Source organism: Bradyrhizobium sp. AUGA SZCCT0222 (assembly GCF_018130205.1).
Lineage (GTDB): Bacteria > Pseudomonadota > Alphaproteobacteria > Rhizobiales > Xanthobacteraceae > Bradyrhizobium.
Genome location: NZ_JAFCLX010000037.1, coordinates 31669 through 47235, shown reverse-complemented (window position 1 = coordinate 47235; position 15567 = coordinate 31669). Strand labels below are relative to the sequence as shown.

Annotated in this window: 17 protein-coding genes; 11 read left to right on the top strand and 6 right to left on the bottom strand. The window is 62.4% G+C overall.

Going from position 1 to position 15567, the window contains the following annotated elements; genetic code table 11:
• The first annotated feature begins 16 nt into the window (after positions 1–16).
• From JQ629_RS26865 to tsaA, 6 genes are all read left to right on the top strand, one after another.
• Positions 17–1018: a phosphotransferase gene (locus JQ629_RS26865; RefSeq protein WP_212415194.1), complete on the top strand. Its 1002-nt coding sequence runs from the start codon at positions 17–19 to the stop codon at positions 1016–1018.
• Between the two features lie 104 nt (positions 1019–1122).
• Complete coding sequence (locus JQ629_RS26860) at positions 1123–1554, top strand: nuclear transport factor 2 family protein (protein ID WP_212415193.1); 432 nt, start codon at positions 1123–1125, stop codon at positions 1552–1554.
• A 106-nt stretch (positions 1555–1660) separates the two neighbouring features.
• The gene (locus JQ629_RS26855) at positions 1661–2398 is read left to right on the top strand and encodes an AzlC family ABC transporter permease (protein WP_212415192.1); all 738 of its coding nucleotides are present in this window, start codon (positions 1661–1663) and stop codon (positions 2396–2398) included.
• Entirely contained in the window at positions 2395–2763 is a 369-nt protein-coding gene (locus JQ629_RS26850; RefSeq protein WP_212415191.1) for an AzlD domain-containing protein, read from the top strand. Before JQ629_RS26855 ends, JQ629_RS26850 begins: the two co-directional genes overlap by 4 nt.
• Positions 2764–2823: 60 nt before the next feature.
• Positions 2824–3795, top strand: a complete 972-nt coding sequence (locus JQ629_RS26845) for a Bug family tripartite tricarboxylate transporter substrate binding protein (protein ID WP_249133482.1) — start codon at positions 2824–2826, stop codon at positions 3793–3795.
• Between the two features lie 65 nt (positions 3796–3860).
• Complete coding sequence (gene tsaA / locus JQ629_RS26840) at positions 3861–4352, top strand: tRNA (N6-threonylcarbamoyladenosine(37)-N6)-methyltransferase TrmO (protein ID WP_212415190.1); 492 nt, start codon at positions 3861–3863, stop codon at positions 4350–4352.
• A 228-nt stretch (positions 4353–4580) separates the two neighbouring features.
• Here the strand turns inward: tsaA and JQ629_RS26835 are convergent, their stop codons facing one another.
• From JQ629_RS26835 to JQ629_RS26820, 4 genes are all read right to left on the bottom strand, one after another.
• Positions 4581–5006, bottom strand: a complete 426-nt coding sequence (locus tag JQ629_RS26835; RefSeq protein WP_212415189.1) for an HIT family protein — start codon at positions 5004–5006, stop codon at positions 4581–4583.
• 47 nt (positions 5007–5053) lie between these two features.
• Positions 5054–6301 (bottom strand): GNAT family N-acetyltransferase, encoded by a 1248-nt coding sequence (locus tag JQ629_RS26830; protein WP_212415188.1) that lies wholly within the window; start codon positions 6299–6301, stop codon positions 5054–5056.
• Between the two features lie 140 nt (positions 6302–6441).
• On the bottom strand, positions 6442–7188 hold the full coding sequence (locus tag JQ629_RS26825; protein WP_212415187.1) for a glycerophosphodiester phosphodiesterase: 747 nt from the start codon (positions 7186–7188) through the stop codon (positions 6442–6444).
• Between the two features lie 12 nt (positions 7189–7200).
• Entirely contained in the window at positions 7201–7668 is a 468-nt protein-coding gene (locus JQ629_RS26820; RefSeq protein WP_212266252.1) for a RidA family protein, read from the bottom strand.
• Between the two features lie 248 nt (positions 7669–7916).
• Here JQ629_RS26820 and JQ629_RS26815 point away from each other — a divergent pair, with 248 nt between their 5' ends.
• Positions 7917–8786, top strand: a complete 870-nt coding sequence (locus JQ629_RS26815; RefSeq protein ID WP_212266254.1) for a cell envelope integrity EipB family protein — start codon at positions 7917–7919, stop codon at positions 8784–8786.
• Between the two features lie 112 nt (positions 8787–8898).
• On the opposite strand, the gene JQ629_RS26810 is transcribed toward JQ629_RS26815, so the two are convergent.
• Both JQ629_RS26810 and JQ629_RS26805 read right to left on the bottom strand, forming a co-directional pair.
• Positions 8899–10206 carry a DNA polymerase IV gene (locus tag JQ629_RS26810; RefSeq protein WP_212415186.1) on the bottom strand — a complete coding sequence of 436 codons (1308 nt, stop codon included), beginning with the start codon at positions 10204–10206 and terminating at the stop codon, positions 8899–8901.
• Positions 10203–10502: a DUF3572 domain-containing protein gene (locus tag JQ629_RS26805; RefSeq protein WP_192734246.1), complete on the bottom strand. Its 300-nt coding sequence runs from the start codon at positions 10500–10502 to the stop codon at positions 10203–10205. The genes JQ629_RS26810 and JQ629_RS26805 overlap by 4 nt, the downstream gene beginning before the upstream one ends.
• Before the next feature lie 254 nt (positions 10503–10756).
• On the opposite strand from JQ629_RS26805, the gene JQ629_RS26800 reads away from it, so the two are divergent.
• The 4 genes from JQ629_RS26800 (at position 10757) to JQ629_RS26785 (ending at position 15462) form a co-directional block, all read left to right on the top strand.
• Positions 10757–11122: a response regulator gene (locus JQ629_RS26800; protein WP_027538546.1), complete on the top strand. Its 366-nt coding sequence runs from the start codon at positions 10757–10759 to the stop codon at positions 11120–11122.
• Positions 11123–11137: 15 nt separating this feature from the next.
• Positions 11138–12511: a PleD family two-component system response regulator gene (locus JQ629_RS26795; RefSeq protein WP_212266258.1), complete on the top strand. Its 1374-nt coding sequence runs from the start codon at positions 11138–11140 to the stop codon at positions 12509–12511.
• A 161-nt stretch (positions 12512–12672) separates the two neighbouring features.
• The gene (locus JQ629_RS26790) at positions 12673–14931 is read left to right on the top strand and encodes a multicopper oxidase domain-containing protein (RefSeq protein ID WP_212415185.1); all 2259 of its coding nucleotides are present in this window, start codon (positions 12673–12675) and stop codon (positions 14929–14931) included.
• Positions 14932–14997: 66 nt separating this feature from the next.
• Positions 14998–15462 carry a hypothetical protein gene (locus tag JQ629_RS26785; protein ID WP_212415184.1) on the top strand — a complete coding sequence of 155 codons (465 nt, stop codon included), beginning with the start codon at positions 14998–15000 and terminating at the stop codon, positions 15460–15462.
• Positions 15463–15567: the final 105 nt, after the last annotated feature.

Here is a 15567-nt window from a genome sequence, read left to right as displayed (position 1 = left end):
GCAGTAAGGTACATTCATGCGCAAAGACGGCTTCGACGTGTTCTCAATAGCCCATCGCGAGACCGCGCGCTCAGCGCTCGCTGCCGCCTTTGGCTCGGCTCCGGTCGGCGTGATCACGGCGATGACAGGTGGGGCGACGACGGCATCGGTCTATCGTGTCGAAGTAGGCCAACGGCGCTATTTGCTGCGGATCGAGGGCGAGCCAAGCCCGCTGCGCAATCCGCACCAATATGTCTCGATGCGCATCGCGACGGAGGCGGGGATTGCCCCTGCCATCCGCTATCTCGACGAAGCGGCCCGTATCGTGGTGATCGACTTCGTCGAGCACCAACCGCTGAAAACCTATCCGGGCGGGCCGCCCGCACTGGCGCAGGCGCTGGGAGAGCTGTTCTCGCGAGTGCAGGCCACCGCGGTCTTCCCTTATTACGTCAACTATGGCGACATCGTCGCGCGCCTGTTTGCGCATGTGCGGCGGACCGGCCTGTTTGCCGCCGGCGTGCTTGATGCGCATGTGGAGCGTCTCGAGCTGCTCCGGGAAGCCTACGACGCAGGTGCGTCCAGGCTGGTCTCCAGCCACAACGATCCCACCCCGAACAACATCCTGTTCGACGGCGAACGGCTCTGGCTGATCGACTGGGAATCAGCCTGTCGCAACGATCCCCTGGTCGATGCGGCGATCGTGCTCAATCAGTTCGCGCGTTCCCAGGAGTTGGAAGATGTGCTGCTCACGGCCTGGTTCGGCCGCGCGCCTGACGAGGCGCTTCTTTCCCGGCTGGCGTCGGTCCGCGCGCTCACCTGCCTTTTTTATGCGGGCGTCATGTTTAGCGCGTCGGCCGCGGCGTCATGGGCGAAGGACGACACCGAACTTTCCGCCCCAACTCCCGAGCAGTTCCGCCTTGCGATCGACGAAGGACGGCTCATACGCGGTGCGGTCGGGACCCGGCACATCCTCGGCAAGATGTACCTGGCGTCATTCCTGTCCGGCGTTGCTGCGCCGAAACTCGAAGGCGCCGTCTAGCCTTGCCGAAATTCACCGGGCGAATGGCGACTATATGATCGATCGATTGGACGAATAGACCCCGTCTCGGGCATGTCAGTTGCACCCCGCAACGGAGAATTCAAATGGGAACCATCGAGAACAAGGACACCATCCGGCGCATTTATCAGGCGCTGGAGACCGGCGATCGCAGCGTGTTCGGCGCGTCCGTGCACCCCGACTATGTCTGGCGCTTTCCGGGCCACAGCAGCTGGTCGAAACGCTTTTCTGGTCAGGAAGAGGTTCGCACCAAGCTGCTGAAACCGCTGTTTGCGCTGTTCGCGACCGAGTATCGGGCACGCGCCATCAATCTGGTCGCAGAAGGCGATTACGTGGTGGCCGAAGTGCGCGGCGACGTGCAGACCAAGCGCGGCCAGCGCTACAACAATGAGTATTGCTTCGTATTCAAGTTTCGCGGCGACAAGATCGCCGAGGTGGTCGAATATTGCGATACCGATCTGGAGGAGCGCGTGCTCGGCAATTACGATGACGCCGTCAGGCAGATGGCGGCGTCGTAGGGCCACGGACCGGTGGCTGCATGCCAGCCCTGAGGCGGGCCTCGCTTGACGCCGCCTTGTTTCACCGCCGTTATGCCCGACAGGATTCACCCCCGGCTGGCTATACGTGGCGCTCCCTCCGCTCGACTCTGTGACATGGCAAAGCCCGTTGCGCGCCTTCGCATTGGGTATGCGCTCGGTTGCGACGACGGTTTTGACGCTGGTGCTGTTTGCGACCTATCTCGGCATCGGCGCGCTGGCCCATGACAGCCATTTCAGCCTGGGCTGGGTGCTCGGCAGCACGGTTCTGGTCTGGGCGGGGCCGGCGCAGATCATCCTGATTACGACGCTGGGCTCCGGGGCGACCGTGGTGCAGGCGGCGGTTGCGGTCGCCGTCAGTGCGATCAGGTTGTTTCCGATGGTGGTGTCGGTGCTGCCCTTGATGCGCATGCCCGGGACCAAGCGCCGTCATCTGGTGCTCGCGGCGCATTTCATCGCGGTTACGCTGTGGGTCGAGTGCTATCGGCTGTTGCCGCTGGTACCGCGCGCGCGGCGCATCGCATTCACGCACGGGCTCGGCTGTGGCCTGCTTTCAGTCTGTCTGGTCGCGACCGCGCTTGGCTACGGCCTGGCCGCCAATCTGCCGGCGCTGTTCGCCGCCGCGATCCTGATGCTTACGCCGCTGGCGTTCCTGCTCTCGACCGCGCGCAACTGCCGCCAGCTATCGGACGTGCTGGCGCTGGTGCTTGGGCTCGCGCTGTATCCGCTTGTCGCGACGCTGCAGACCGGCGTCGACATCCTGATCTCTGGCATATCGGCCGGCACGATCGCTTACGGCACGCACTGGTGGCGGGCGCGCGCATGAACGATTGGCTCGCAAACTCGCTCAGTAGTTTTTTTGGTGACCCCCACGCGCTGCTGGTGCTTGTCATCGCGGGTTTCCTGCCCAACGAGGTCTGGCGCATGCTCGGGCTGTGGCTCGGCGGCGGCGTCGACGAGGGCTCGGAAGCGCTGATCTGGGTGAGGGCGGTGGCGACCGCGATCCTCGCTGGCGTCATCGCGCAGATCCTGGTGCAGCCGCCGGGCGCGCTCGCGAGCGTGCCGGACTGGCTGCGTTATGGCGCGGTCGCCGCGGGCTTTGCGGTGTTCATGCTGACGCGGCGCTCGATTTTCGCCGGCGTCGTTTCGGGCGAGGTCGCAATGGTGGCGGGAAAATGGTGGCTCGGTTGATTGCAGCCGCTGCATAATCCGGTAGTGTCCCTTCAACTCAGAAACGGCAAGGGGAACGGCATGAATTGGCGCGCAGTGGCGGCTATGGCCTTTGGTTTGGTTGCAGCCGCGCCGCAAGGGCAGGCAGCCGAATATCCGACCCGTGCGATCAAGCTGATCGTGCCGTATGCGGCGGGCGGTCCGACCGACGTGCTCGGGCGCATGGTCGGCGAATATCTCAGCCGCGACCTGAAGCAGCCGGTGGTGATCGAGAACAAGGCCGGCGCGCAGGGCGCGATCGGCGCCGAGGCCGCGGCGCGGGCCGAACCCGACGGCTACACGCTGTTCTTTACGGCGGCATCGATCTTCGTGCTCAATCCGATGCTGTACAAAAAGCTGCCCTATGATCCGCAGCGGGATTTCCGGATGCTGGCGCTGATCACCGATCTGCCTGTTGTCATGGAGGTCCATCCTTCCGTGCCGGCCAAGACGGTGGCGGAGTTCGTGGCTTACGCCAAACAAAACCCCGGCAAGCTCAATTTCGGATCGGCCGGCACCGGCGGCACCATTCATCTCGCCGGCGAGATGTTCAAGCAGATGGCCGGCGTCGACATGGTTCATGTCGCCTACAAGGGCGCGGGCCCTGCGCTGACCGATCTGATATCGGGCAATATCCAGTTGATGTTCGACACGCTCGGCACCGCGCTGCCGCCGGTGAAGGGCGGGTTGCTGCGGGCGCTTGCGGTGAGTTCCGCGCAACGCATTCCGGATCTGCCCGACGTGCCGACCATGGCCGAGAGCGGCTATCCCGACTACGGCGTCAGCGTATGGTACGGCGTTTCCGCGTCGTCAAAACTGCCTGACGATATCGCGCGAAAAATCACCGCCAGCCTCGACAAGGCGCTGGCCGACGATGCGTTCCGCGCTTCGCTGGAGAAGGTCGGCTTTCCGCCGCTGCGTCCGCGCAGCCAGGCCGAGATTGACCAGTTCATCTCAACCGATCGCGCGCGCTGGGCGGGTGTGATCAAGGCCCTCAACATCTCACTGGATTAGCGTTTTCGAGCGAAGTGGGCACCGGTTCGCGTTAAGAAAACGCGTCAAACGTAAGAGCATTAAATATGGTTCGGGAAAGTGAAATCCGCGAAGGCGAACTCGCCGTCGATATGCCACCGGCGCGCGACGCCGGCCTGGTCTTCATCGGGCGCATCCGCACGCCCTGGAAATCGCGGCTGGAAACCCCGCGGCAGGGCCGTCACGACGGCCCGGTCTGCCGGCTGGAGATTTTCGAGCCCTGGGTGCCCGCGATCAAGGGCGTCGACTTCTATTCCAATCTCGAAGTGATTTACTGGCTGCACCAGTCGCGCCGCGACCTCGTGCTGCAAAGCCCGAAGAACAACGGCAATACGCGCGGCGCATTCTCGCTGCGCACGCCAGTGCGGCCCAATCCGATCGGCACCTCGATCGTCAAGCTGGTCCGCGTCGAAGGCAACGTTGTGCTGGTGCGCGGCCTCGATTGCCTCGACGAGACGCCGCTGATCGACCTCAAGCCAGATCGCTGCGAGTTCACGCCGCTGGCGCCGCCGCAGCCGGGCGATTTCGAGACGGAGTAAGGGCATCGAGCGTAGCCCGGATGAGCGAAGCGAAATCCGGGGCTGGTGTTGCGTTAGACCCCGGATTTCGCTGCGCTCATCCGGGCTACGACTGGTTTCCGTCATTGCCTGCAACAAACGCAAAGCGTTTGTGCAAGGGAGCGTAGCGACGAAGCAATCCACCTATCCGTTATGCCGCGCTATGGATTGCTTCGCGTCGCTCGCAATGACGGCGGAACGTGGCGCGCGCTACCCCAACGCCGCGATCAGCTTGGTCGCATTATCCTCCAGCACCTTGACGTCTTCCTTGCGGCTCGCCGGCGGCAGCATCGCGACGCCCTCGTGGCGCGGCAGCACGTGCATGTGGAGGTGGAAGACGACCTGTCCGCCCGCGGGTTCGTTGAATTGCTGGATGGTGATGCCGTCGGCCTTGAACGCTTTCATCGCGGCGGCGGCGATCTTGTGGGCGCCGCGGGCGACATGGGCGTAGTCGTCGGGCGAGATGTCGAGGATGTTGCGGGCAGGGGCCTTCGGGACCACCAGCGTATGGCCGGGCGCGCGAGGCATGATGTCGAGGAAGGCGAACACATGCTCGTCCTCGTAGACCTTGTGGCAGGGAAATTCGCCGCGCAGGATCTTTGCGAAGATGTTGTTGGTGTCATAGGTGGCGGACATGGCGGCTCCCTCGGTTTGGTCCAATTCTCTGGTCGGCGCTGTAAAGGTCAAGCCTCGTCGGCGGCCTTGCGGAACGGCCCGGCCTCGGTGAGTTCCCGCCCGACCTCGGCGACGTAAGCGCGTTCGCGCTTCAAATAGTCCGCGATCGCCCGGCGCAAATCGGGATCGGCGATGTAATGCGCCGAATAAGTCGTCTGCGGCAGATATCCGCGCGCCAGCTTGTGCTCGCCCTGTGCGCCGGCTTCCACCGTTTTCAGGCCGCGCTCGATCGCAAACTCGATGGCCTGATAATAGCAGACCTCGAAATGCAGGAACGGATGATGTTCGACCGCGCCCCAATTGCGGCCGAACAGGGTGTCCCCGCCGATGAAATTGATGGCGCCGGCGATCCAGCGGCCGCCCCGCCGCGCCATCACCAGCATCACGTCCCGGCTCATGCTCTCGCCGATCAGCGAGAAGAATTTTCGTGTGAGATAAGGCCGGCCCCATTTGCGCGAGCCGGTCTCCATGTAGAACGCAAAGAAGGCGTCCCAGGCCTCCTCGGTGATGTCACTGCCGGTCAGGCGGTGGATGGTGATGCCGGCGGACACGGCCTCGCGCCGCTCGCGCTTGATCGCCTTGCGGTGGCGGGAGTTCAGCGATCCCAGGAAATCGTCAAAGGTCTTGTAGCCGTCATTGTGCCAGTGGAACTGCTGGTCGGTGCGCTGCAGGAATCCCTGGGCGCCGAGAAACTTCGCTTCCGCCTCGCGGGCAAAGGTCACGTGCACGGAAGAGGCGTTGGTGGCGTTGCACAGCGCCATCAGCCCGCTTGCCAGCGCCGTCCCGATCCGCTCGTGGTCGACGTCGCCGCGGATCAGCAGGCGCGGGCCGGTGGCGGGCGTAAACGGCACCGAGGCCTGCAGTTTTGGATAATAGCGGCCGCCGGCACGCTCATAGGCATCCGCCCAGCCGCGGTCGAAGACGTATTCGCCTTGCGAGTGCGATTTCAGATAGCAGGGTACGATGCCGGCGATGCCGCCATCGAGCCGGGCGAGGAGATGCCGCGGACCCCACCCCGTGCGGGCGCAGGCCGAGCCGGAGGCTTCGGCGGCGGCAAAAAAAGCGTGAGAAACGAAAGGGTTATAGGCAGGTTTTGAGTCGGCGCACGAATCACCTGACGCGCCGGGTGAAGCCAGCGTGTCGAGGTTTTCGAGGCTGTTCGGATCGCCCTTCGGATTGGCGCAGGCGTCCCATTCCGCAGCCGGGATATCGCTGGCGGAGGGGACGGCTTCGAGGGTGATTTCGGATGACGCCATCGAGAATTCGGACCGGTCCCACACTGCGATCAGCCATCGCGATGGTGACCAACATCCGGAAAGATCGTGCATTGCACGCGCGACTTCAAGGCCGTGCAGTGCGGATCAGGTTCCCGGCGGGAAACCTCGAGCCCAAGACGTCAGGGCACAAATCCCTCAAAGATCATCTGGTCGGCGTAGCTGATGGCGCGGGCGCGCTGGTCTGGCGTGCGCACGGTCCAGGTCAGCAGCGGCAGGCCGAAAATGTTGCGGGCGATCCAGGGCGCGGCCGCCGGCAGTTCGTTGACCCAATAGGCGACGAAATGCGGCCGGGTGCGGAAGGCGTGGCGCAGGTGGGTCATGCCCCGGCGCTGTGCCGCCGACGCTTCCGGCCATTCGTCCTCAGTGTATTCGCGCTCGGCCACGATGCCGCGGGGAAGCAAGGGGATCAGCTCGCGCAGCGCCAGCACCTGGTCGGGGTCGAACGACATACCGACTGCGGGTCCGGAATAGGTAGCGAGCACCTCGGCCATCCGCGTCACCAGCCTGCGGTCGCCATCGAAATGGCTTTTGACCTCGATCACCAGGGGCACGCGGCCGGCGACGAGGCTGCAGAGATCGCCGAGCGACATCATCCGCTCCGGCGTATTCTTGAATTTGACCGCCTTCAGTTCGGCGGCGGTCTTGCCGAGCAATGCGCCCGAGCCCTCGGTGAGGCGGCCGAGCGCATTGTCATGATGCACCATCGCCTCGCCATCGGCGGAAAGCTGGATATCGACCTCGATCGAGAAATTTCCCGCGATCGCCGCCTGCACCGCGCCCGGCATGTTCTCGAGGATGCCGCGCGCAGCGTCATGCAGGCCGCGATGGGCGACCGGCCGTGCCGTCAACCAGTCAGGCGCTCGCATCGCGCGTTGCTTTCAGGAGACCTCGAACACGCCGTCGACTTCGACCGCCGCATCGGAGGGAAGGGAAGAGACGCCGACGGTGGTGCGGGCATGGCGACCCTTGTCGCCGAAGGCAGTGACCATCAGGTCGGACGCGCCGTTGAGCACCTTCGGCCCGTCGAAATAATCCGGCGCCGAATTGACGAAGCCGCCGAGCCGGACCACGCGCACCACCTTGTCGAGATCACCGAGCGCGGCCTTGATCTGCGCCAGCAGATTGACCGCGCAACCCTGTGCGGCGGCATAGCCCTGTTCGGTGGTGACGCCGGCGCCGAGCTTGCCCTTGGCGATCAGCTTGCCTTCGGCATTGGCGCACACCTGGCCGGAGACGAACAGCAGGTTTCCGGTGCGGACGAAGCCGACATAGTTTGCCATGGCGGCGCGGGGCTCGGGCAAGGTGATACCTTGTGCCGTCAGCTTCTGTTCGACCGTACCCGCCATGTTTCGTCCCCGTTTTAATTGACCACATCTGACCTTTTCAGGTCCGCATTGTTTCGCGCATCACGTTCGAGGTTGCAAGCGAGGGCGGATTGGAGACGGATACCCGCAAGCGGCGGCAATTCCGAGAAACAGGCCGGAAAACGTGGCATTCCGGCGTCAAATTCCTACGATTTCGTGACACCGCCCTAGTTGCGACGCAATAGGGCCGACAGTAATGTATCGAATCTTCCGCTTCACAAGGAGAACACATGGCTCGACCGTTCCGGATTCCGCCTCGTGCTTGGGTGCTGACAATCGCAGCCGTTGCAACAGGATCGGTTTTCCAGGCCGGGCCAGCGCTGTCAGCCGCAAGCGGGCCATTCCTTGCCCATCAGGCGCTCTACGAACTCAACCTGGTCAAGTCGCGCGGCTCCAACGCCATCAGCGGCGCGCGCGGGCGCATCCTTTACAATTTCTCCGGCAGCGCCTGCGAGGGCTACACGTCCGAATTCAGGCAGGTGTCGGAGCTCGACAGCGGCGAGGGCAAGCTGACGCTCAGCGATTTGCGCTCGAAGTCCTGGGAAGACGCGGCAGGCAAGAGCTACCGCTTCAAGATCGACACGCGGATGAACGATACGGATTCCGCCCCGGTCGACGGCGTTGCCGAGCGGACCGGCGATCACATCACGGTCAAGCTGAAACAGCCGGTGGCGAAGACCTTCAACCTCGAAGGCAAGATCGTGTTCCCGACCGAGCAGATCCAGCTCATCATTGCGGCTGCCCGCGAAGGCAAGTCGGTGCTGGAACTGATGGTCTATGACGGCTCTGATAATGGCGAGAAGGTCTACAACACGCTGTCGGTGATCGGGCAGCCGATTCCCGGCACCAAGACCATCGCTTCCCCCGATCCTTCCACCGCGAACGACCAGATGAAGTCGCTGACGCGCTGGCCGGTCACGGTGAGCTATTACGACCGCGACGCCAAAGCCAAGGACGGCGAGCAGACGCCTGTCTATGCGATGTCGTTCGAGCTGTTCGAGAACGGCGTCTCGCGCGCGCTGATGCTGGATTACAATGATTTTGTGATTTCAGGCGCGATGGGGAAGTTTGACGTCAGGGATTCCAAGCCTTGTAAATAAGGGGCGGGGGCTTGCGTCGTCATTGCGAGGAGCACTTGCGACGAAGCAATCCATCCATCCGTTATGCCGCGCTATGGATTGCTTCGCTTCGCTCGCAATGACGGGGAAATAGCTACTCCTCCTCTTCTTCCTCGTCCCCCACCGGCCCCTTGTACGCAATGCCCCTGATCACAGCGGCATTGCCGAACTTCTTCCTCAGATCATCCATCGCGCGCTCGGCGTGGGCCGAGCGGCGATCCAGCATGTCGGTGTCGTCGGCCTGCGAGCCTGCGCGCAGCGCGCTGACGCCGGTGCCCATCAGGCGAAAGGCGGTGCCGTCGATCTCCTTCGCCAGCAATTCACGGGACACCGCAAAGATCTTTGCCGCCAGTTGCGTCGGCGCCTGGATCGACTGCGAGCGGGTGCGCTGCCTGAAATCGGCGGTCTTCAATTTCAGCGTGATGGTCAATCCGGAAAGGTTGCTGCTTTTGAGGCGCGATGACACCTTCTCCGACAGCCGCCACAGCGTTCGCTCCAGGGTTACGAAATCGCGGATGTCATTGTCGAAGGTGGTCTCGTTCGAAATGGTCTTGGCGCCGCGATCGGGCACCACCAGGCGGTCGTCGATGCCGCGCGCCAGCCGCCACAGCCTTCGGCCTTCGGTGGCGAACTGCTTCATCAGATCGACCTCGTCGGCGCGCTGCAGGTCCGCGATGGTACGAAAACCGCGCTGCAGCAGCTTTTCCTGGGTCGCGGGGCCGACGCCATAGATGAAGCCGACCGGCCTGTCCGCCAGCATCTCGCGGGCTTCGGCCTGGTCGAGGGTGGCAAAGCCGCGCGGCTTGTCGAGATCGGAGGCGATCTTGGCGAGGAACTTGTTGCAGGACAGGCCGACCGACACGGTGATGCCGATGTCCCGCTCGACGTCACGGGCAAAGCGCGCCAGCACCTTGGCCGGGATCATGCCGTGGACGCGCTGGGTGCCGGAAAGGTCGAGAAATGCCTCGTCGATCGACAGCGGCTCGACCAGCGGCGTCAGCGTCTGCATGGCGTGGCGCACCTCGCGGCCGACCCGGACATATTTGGCCATGTCCGGCCGAATCACGATCGCCGCGGGACAGAGCGCCAGCGCCTTGAACATCGGCATCGCCGAGCGCACGCCAAACGTCCGCGAGATGTAGCAGGCGGCCGACACCACGCCGCGCTTGCCGCCGCCGATGATGACCGGCTTGTCGGCAAGTTCCGGGTTGTCGCGCTTTTCCACCGTCGCGTAGAATGCGTCACAATCGATATGCGCCATTGCCAGCGCGGGTAACGAAGGGTGGCGAACCAGGCGAGGGGAGCCGCATTCACCGCACCGCCTGGCCTTGATGTCGAGGTCGCCGAGGCAATCCCGGCAAAAACAGCGCGGACCGTCGCCTGCCTGCGCCAGTGCGCTCACGGCACGTCGCGCTCCCAATGCGGGTCGCCCAGCACCTGACGGGCGGCGGCGATGTTGGTCGGATGGAGCTCGGAGGCGGCCGCAAACGCCTTCACGGTTGCGTCATCGCGCATCACGAAATCCAGCACGCTGGCCAGAAATTGCGGGTCGGCGGCGGCCGTCCGGAGCGTCTCCGGGCCTAAACCGCTCTCGGCCAGAAACAGGCCCAGGCGCTCCGGATCGGACGCAATGAAGGAAAGCGCCTGAACCGCAACGATTTCAGCTACTTCCCGGGGGTTGTGAACAGGCTTTTTCAACAGACGGGTTTGCCTTTCCGTTAACTTATGGTCTCTAGTTTGATGGCCATCATGCCCGAGTCTGCGGAATGTGTTCAAGCAAGTGGAAACCGCTTCGCGAAAAGATGGCACTTGGTAGTAGAAAAACAGGACTCGGATTTAACGGGTTAGAGCGAATCTGGCGCTAGTTTGATTTCACTTTTCGACAAGCCCGGAAATACGGTGCGGTAGCACCCAAAGGCCGGGCCTGTATCCTGGGATAAGGGAGGGACGGGATGGCCAAAACCGTCCTGATCGTGGAGGACAACGAGCTCAACATGAAGCTCTTTCGCGACCTGTTGGAAGCGCATGGCTATCAGACCTCCGGCACCAGCAATGGCTTCGAGGCACTGGATCTCGTTCGCAAGCTGCGCCCCGATCTGATCCTGATGGATATTCAGTTGCCGCAGGTATCCGGCCTCGAGGTGACGCGCTGGATCAAGGACGATCCGGAACTGCGCGCGATACCGGTGGTCGCGGTGACGGCATTCGCCATGAAGGGCGACGAGGAACGCATCCGCGAAGGCGGCTGCGAGGCGTATTTGTCCAAACCAATTTCGGTCGGCAAGTTTATTGAGACAGTACGGCGTTTTATTGGGTAGTGGGAGTGAGTTTCGATGTCTGCGCGTATCCTGGTCGTCGATGATGTTCCCGCCAACGTCAAGCTGTTGGAAGCCCGTCTGTCGGCCGAGTATTTCGATGTACTGACCGCCACCAACGGCGCCGAGGCGCTGGATGTCTGTTCGCGCGCAGAATGCGACATCATCCTGCTCGACGTCATGATGCCCGATATGGACGGCTTTGAGGTCTGCCGCCGGCTGAAGTCCAACCCGGCCACGCATTTCATTCCGGTCGTGATCGTCACCGCGCTCGACAGCCCGTCCGATCGCGTGCGCGGCCTGGAGGCCGGCGCCGACGATTTCCTGACCAAGCCGGTGTCCGACGTGGTGCTGATCGCGCGCGTGCGCTCGCTGACGCGGCTGAAGATGATGACCGATGAGCTGCGCATGCGCGCCATCACCTCGCTGGAAATCGGCATGGAAGCGCCTGAACGTACGGCGGTGGCCGACAAGGGCGTCGGCGGGCGCATCCTGTTGGTCGACGACCGCCCGTCATCCTACGAGCGGCTGGCGCCGCTGCTTTCCACCGAGCATACCGTCGATGTCGAAGCCAATCCGGCCGAAGCGCTGTTTCATGCCGCCGAAGGCAATTACGATCTGCTGATCGTCTCCCTCAGCCTCGAAAACTACGACGGCTTGCGGCTGTGCAGCCAGGCGCGCTCGCTGGAGCGGACCCGTCAGGTGCCGATACTGGCGATCTCCGATGCCGACAACAATGCGCGGCTGCTCCGCGGGCTCGAGATCGGGGTCAACGACTATCTGCTGCGCCCGGTCGACAAGAACGAATTGCTGGCGCGCGCGCGCACCCAGATCCGCAAGCGCCGCTATACCGACCATCTGCGCGACAACGTGCAGAACTCGATCGAAATGGCGATCACCGACGCGCTGACCGGTCTGCATAACCGACGCTACATGGAAAGCCATCTGGCGACGCTGGCCGAACAGGCCTCGAGCCGCGGCAAGCCGCTGGCGCTGATGATCCTCGACATAGATTTCTTCAAGGCGATCAACGACAATTACGGCCACGACGCCGGCGACGATGTGCTGCGCGAATTCGCGGTGCGCATCCGCAAGTCGATCCGCGGCATCGATCTCGCCTGCCGCTACGGCGGCGAGGAGTTTGTCATCGTGATGCCGGAAACCGACCTGCATGTGGCAGGCATGGTGGCCGAGCGGCTGCGCCGTTCGATCGTGAGCGAGACATTCGCCATCGCCAAGGGCACCAAGCGCATCGAGGTCACCGTCTCGATCGGCCTGTCGACGCTGGAGCGCAAGGGCGAGGCGGTCGCCGACGTGCTCAAACGCGCCGACACGGCGCTGTATCGCGCCAAGCACGACGGGCGCAATCGCGTGGTTTCCGCCGCGGCCTAGCTAGTCGTCATTGCCTGCGGGCGTTTTGCCGCAGTGCAACCGCTGTTGTGCACACGCTTTGATTGTGCTGTGATGTGCGCTAGTGGGAGTCAATTGCAGTGACTCATATTCGGGCTGCTCGTATATCCAATTCATACTTTGCCTGGGCAATTGCGGCTGTCTTGATCCTTCCTCTCGGGATCGAACCGTCCCATGGCCAGATCACCTGCGCACAAGATCCAACAGTGGGCGAGTGCGAGTTGGTGCTGCCGCCAGTATGTTCGCGAGATCCCGCCGCATCAACCGCGCCGACAGCCCTCTGTACGGTAACAGATCAGCCGGTTCCGGGTCTTCCAAACGCCAAACGCGTGCAGGTAAACCTCAAGGCGGTGACCAGCGAGATCAAGGTCGGCGGTTACACGGTTGAGACTGAGAACTACAATGGCTTCTATTTATCGCCAGTGATCGAAGTAGACGTTGGCGATACCGCGGCAGCGGTGCTCGAGAATTCGCTCAAACCCCGGGTGCCATCAGACTCGGATGGTGCGAACGGGGGACACCACGCGACCGACAACGCCACCAACCTGCATTTTTTTCATGGCGGTGTTGTAACTCCCCGGAATGCCCGCCGCACAAATGATCCCAACGACGATGCCGCAAGGAAGGGCGACGGCGACAACGTCTATACATATTGGAAGCCAGGTGAGGCGCCGTTCGCTTATCACGTGCCAATACCACACAGTCTCGACGCGCGCGTCATCGACGGGGTCGGCAAGATCCCGCATCCGAGCGGACTCAATTGGTACCATTCTCATATGCACGGACGCTCGTCGGATCAAGTGATGGGCGGGCTGTCGGGATTGCTTTCCGTCGGCGACGCAAAGGCAAACGTGGTGGCGTGCAAGAAGGATCCAGCCGATCAGACCAAATGCCTTAATGACGCGCAGGCAACCGCTGACCTCAAGGCGCGGACCGACGTCCGTTATGCGTTGCTGCGCGACATCTCGCTGCAAAAGATCGACGCGCTGCCGGATGCCGGCACGGCTACGCCCAAGACCGCAACCTGGGCGCCCGAGCTCAAGGGCTGGGTCAAGGATGATGGCGAGTGCGGGGTGTGGCGCTTGGTCGGTGGGCAACTCCAGAAGGACGAAGCCAAGCAGCTCCGGAAGGGGTATTGCCAGCGAGATAAGGACAACGCCTGGCTGTTCACCGTCAACGGGCAGCGCTTCCCCACAATCACGGTGGAGGGTGGAAGGAACCTGCTGCTCCGTCTCGGCAACCTGAGCCCGAACGTCGTCTATTGGCTGGAGCTCAATAACGAGCAGAACGAGGCCGACAAGCAAGAGCTGCTTCTTGTGGGCGTCGATGGGGTGGTTCCCGCCAAGGCGGTTCTCGCTGACCCGAACCGGATACCCGTTCGGGCGACGCCGGTGGACGATCTCGTTCTGATGCCGGCCTCGCGCGCTGAAATTTTCATTCGCAATGATTGCCTGCGACCAAAAGAACAGACCTATGTCTTGCGCACCAAAGGTCTGAATGCCGGCACCGTCAACAACACAAAAAGCGATCGTTGGCCCGAAATTCAACTGATGCGTATCGTGCTCAAAGCGAGCACCGTATCATGCACTGAGGACATTGCGCTCAATGCGGTTGCAGGAAGAGCTGATTTTCAGGCCATCATCCTGTCGAAAGGCGCACTCATCGCGACGAAGCCGAAGGGCTGCGTCGACGACATCGATCCGGCAAAGAATGAGCATCGAAGGGTCACATTCAAAGACGTCAGCACCCCGCCACCCGGCAAAATAATAAATTGGGGCGTCCTGACCGAGATCGTGCATCCGCCGGATGGCAGCACTTCGGCAGTGCCATACGACAGTTTCGTGACGGTTGATGCAAAGACGGTGGGAAAGATCGACCCGGACGAAGGCCTCGTGGGCATCCCATTCGAGGACTACGATCTCGGCGGCGGCAACATTGACTGGGACAACAGCAATGGCCTACGGCCGCATGTGTGCGTCTTCGCCGATCCCCGCAACCCCGGAAACACGAGCGGCCAACAACAACTTTGGGTGCTCAAGAACGGGACCGGTCAACTTCACAATTTCCATATCCACCAGATGAAATTCCGCCTGGCAACCGCCGAAGAACTCACCAAGCGATTCAAGATCGACGTGACAAATGAGCCGGCGGAGGTTTGCGCCGATCCGCCCACGTGCAAGGGGCCGGTCTACAAGCTGTACGAGGCCAAGGCGGCGGACAAGAATACGGAATGGCACGACACCATCCCGATGCCTCCGTCCAAAAAAGTTTTTGTCATCATGAGCTTTGTCGCCGAAGAGCAAGTCGGCCGTTACGTGTTCCACTGCCACATACTGAAACATGAAGACACCGGCCTCATGGCTCCGATCGAGGTATGGAAGCCGATGCCCGCGACGCAATAGGTGTTTTCCGTCATCTGTCGTGAAACCGGCGCTCGTCGTCAGGTGAAATACTTACAGGAGGATGCCATGCGAACATCGCTCAATGCAGTGTTGCTGTCGTTGGGTTTGCTTGGGGCCGGCTTGCTGGCCTCGGGCCCCGCCCGAGCCGATAACATCGTGATCACGAACCAGGGCGCCAAATGGAGGCTTGGCACCAACCCCGGGGTCAACCCGCTTCCCGTAGAAGTAAAGAAGGGTGACGTGATCGAGTTCAGGCTCGCGACCTTGGGCCACGGCGTCGTAACGCTGGACAAGCCGGGCAGCGATCCAAACGCCGCTGAGAATTTGCAACTGGTCCTCGCTTGCGGAGAGGATCCTAGTACCAAGCCCAACCACGTGCTGCGCGAGGTCGAGTGCGGCCGCAGCCGGTTTAATGTCGAACTACTCCCGTCGGTAAAGCTCCAGATAATGGACAACTTTCAGGCTGACGTTAATTTCTGGTGCATTATTCACCTCTCGGACATGTGGGGCACGTTCAAACTGAAGCCTTAGAGCCTTTCCGGGAAGTTTAGATTCATGGCGAGGCATTTGCAGCAATTCGCCTGAGCATGACGCGGATGAATGCAGCAACGGTCGTTGCGTGCTGGCTGGTCACTC

Bases quoted from the DNA above. Each gene is read 5' to 3' on its own strand.
- JQ629_RS26865 (WP_212415194.1), top strand. From the start codon at position 17: ATGCGCAAAGACGGCTTCGACGTGTTCTCAATAGCCCATCGCGAGACC.
- JQ629_RS26860 (WP_212415193.1), top strand. From the start codon at position 1,123: ATGGGAACCATCGAGAACAAGGACACCATCCGGCGCATTTATCAGGCG.
- JQ629_RS26850 (WP_212415191.1), top strand. From the start codon at position 2,395: ATGAACGATTGGCTCGCAAACTCGCTCAGTAGTTTTTTTGGTGACCCC.
- JQ629_RS26845 (WP_249133482.1), top strand. From the start codon at position 2,824: ATGAATTGGCGCGCAGTGGCGGCTATGGCCTTTGGTTTGGTTGCAGCC.
- tsaA (WP_212415190.1), top strand. From the start codon at position 3,861: ATGGTTCGGGAAAGTGAAATCCGCGAAGGCGAACTCGCCGTCGATATG.
- JQ629_RS26835 (WP_212415189.1), bottom strand. From the start codon at position 5,006: ATGTCCGCCACCTATGACACCAACAACATCTTCGCAAAGATCCTGCGC.
- JQ629_RS26830 (WP_212415188.1), bottom strand. From the start codon at position 6,301: ATGGCGTCATCCGAAATCACCCTCGAAGCCGTCCCCTCCGCCAGCGAT.
- JQ629_RS26825 (WP_212415187.1), bottom strand. From the start codon at position 7,188: ATGCGAGCGCCTGACTGGTTGACGGCACGGCCGGTCGCCCATCGCGGC.
- JQ629_RS26820 (WP_212266252.1), bottom strand. From the start codon at position 7,668: ATGGCGGGTACGGTCGAACAGAAGCTGACGGCACAAGGTATCACCTTG.
- JQ629_RS26815 (WP_212266254.1), top strand. From the start codon at position 7,917: ATGGCTCGACCGTTCCGGATTCCGCCTCGTGCTTGGGTGCTGACAATC.
- JQ629_RS26800 (WP_027538546.1), top strand. From the start codon at position 10,757: ATGGCCAAAACCGTCCTGATCGTGGAGGACAACGAGCTCAACATGAAG.
- JQ629_RS26795 (WP_212266258.1), top strand. From the start codon at position 11,138: ATGTCTGCGCGTATCCTGGTCGTCGATGATGTTCCCGCCAACGTCAAG.
- JQ629_RS26785 (WP_212415184.1), top strand. From the start codon at position 14,998: ATGCGAACATCGCTCAATGCAGTGTTGCTGTCGTTGGGTTTGCTTGGG.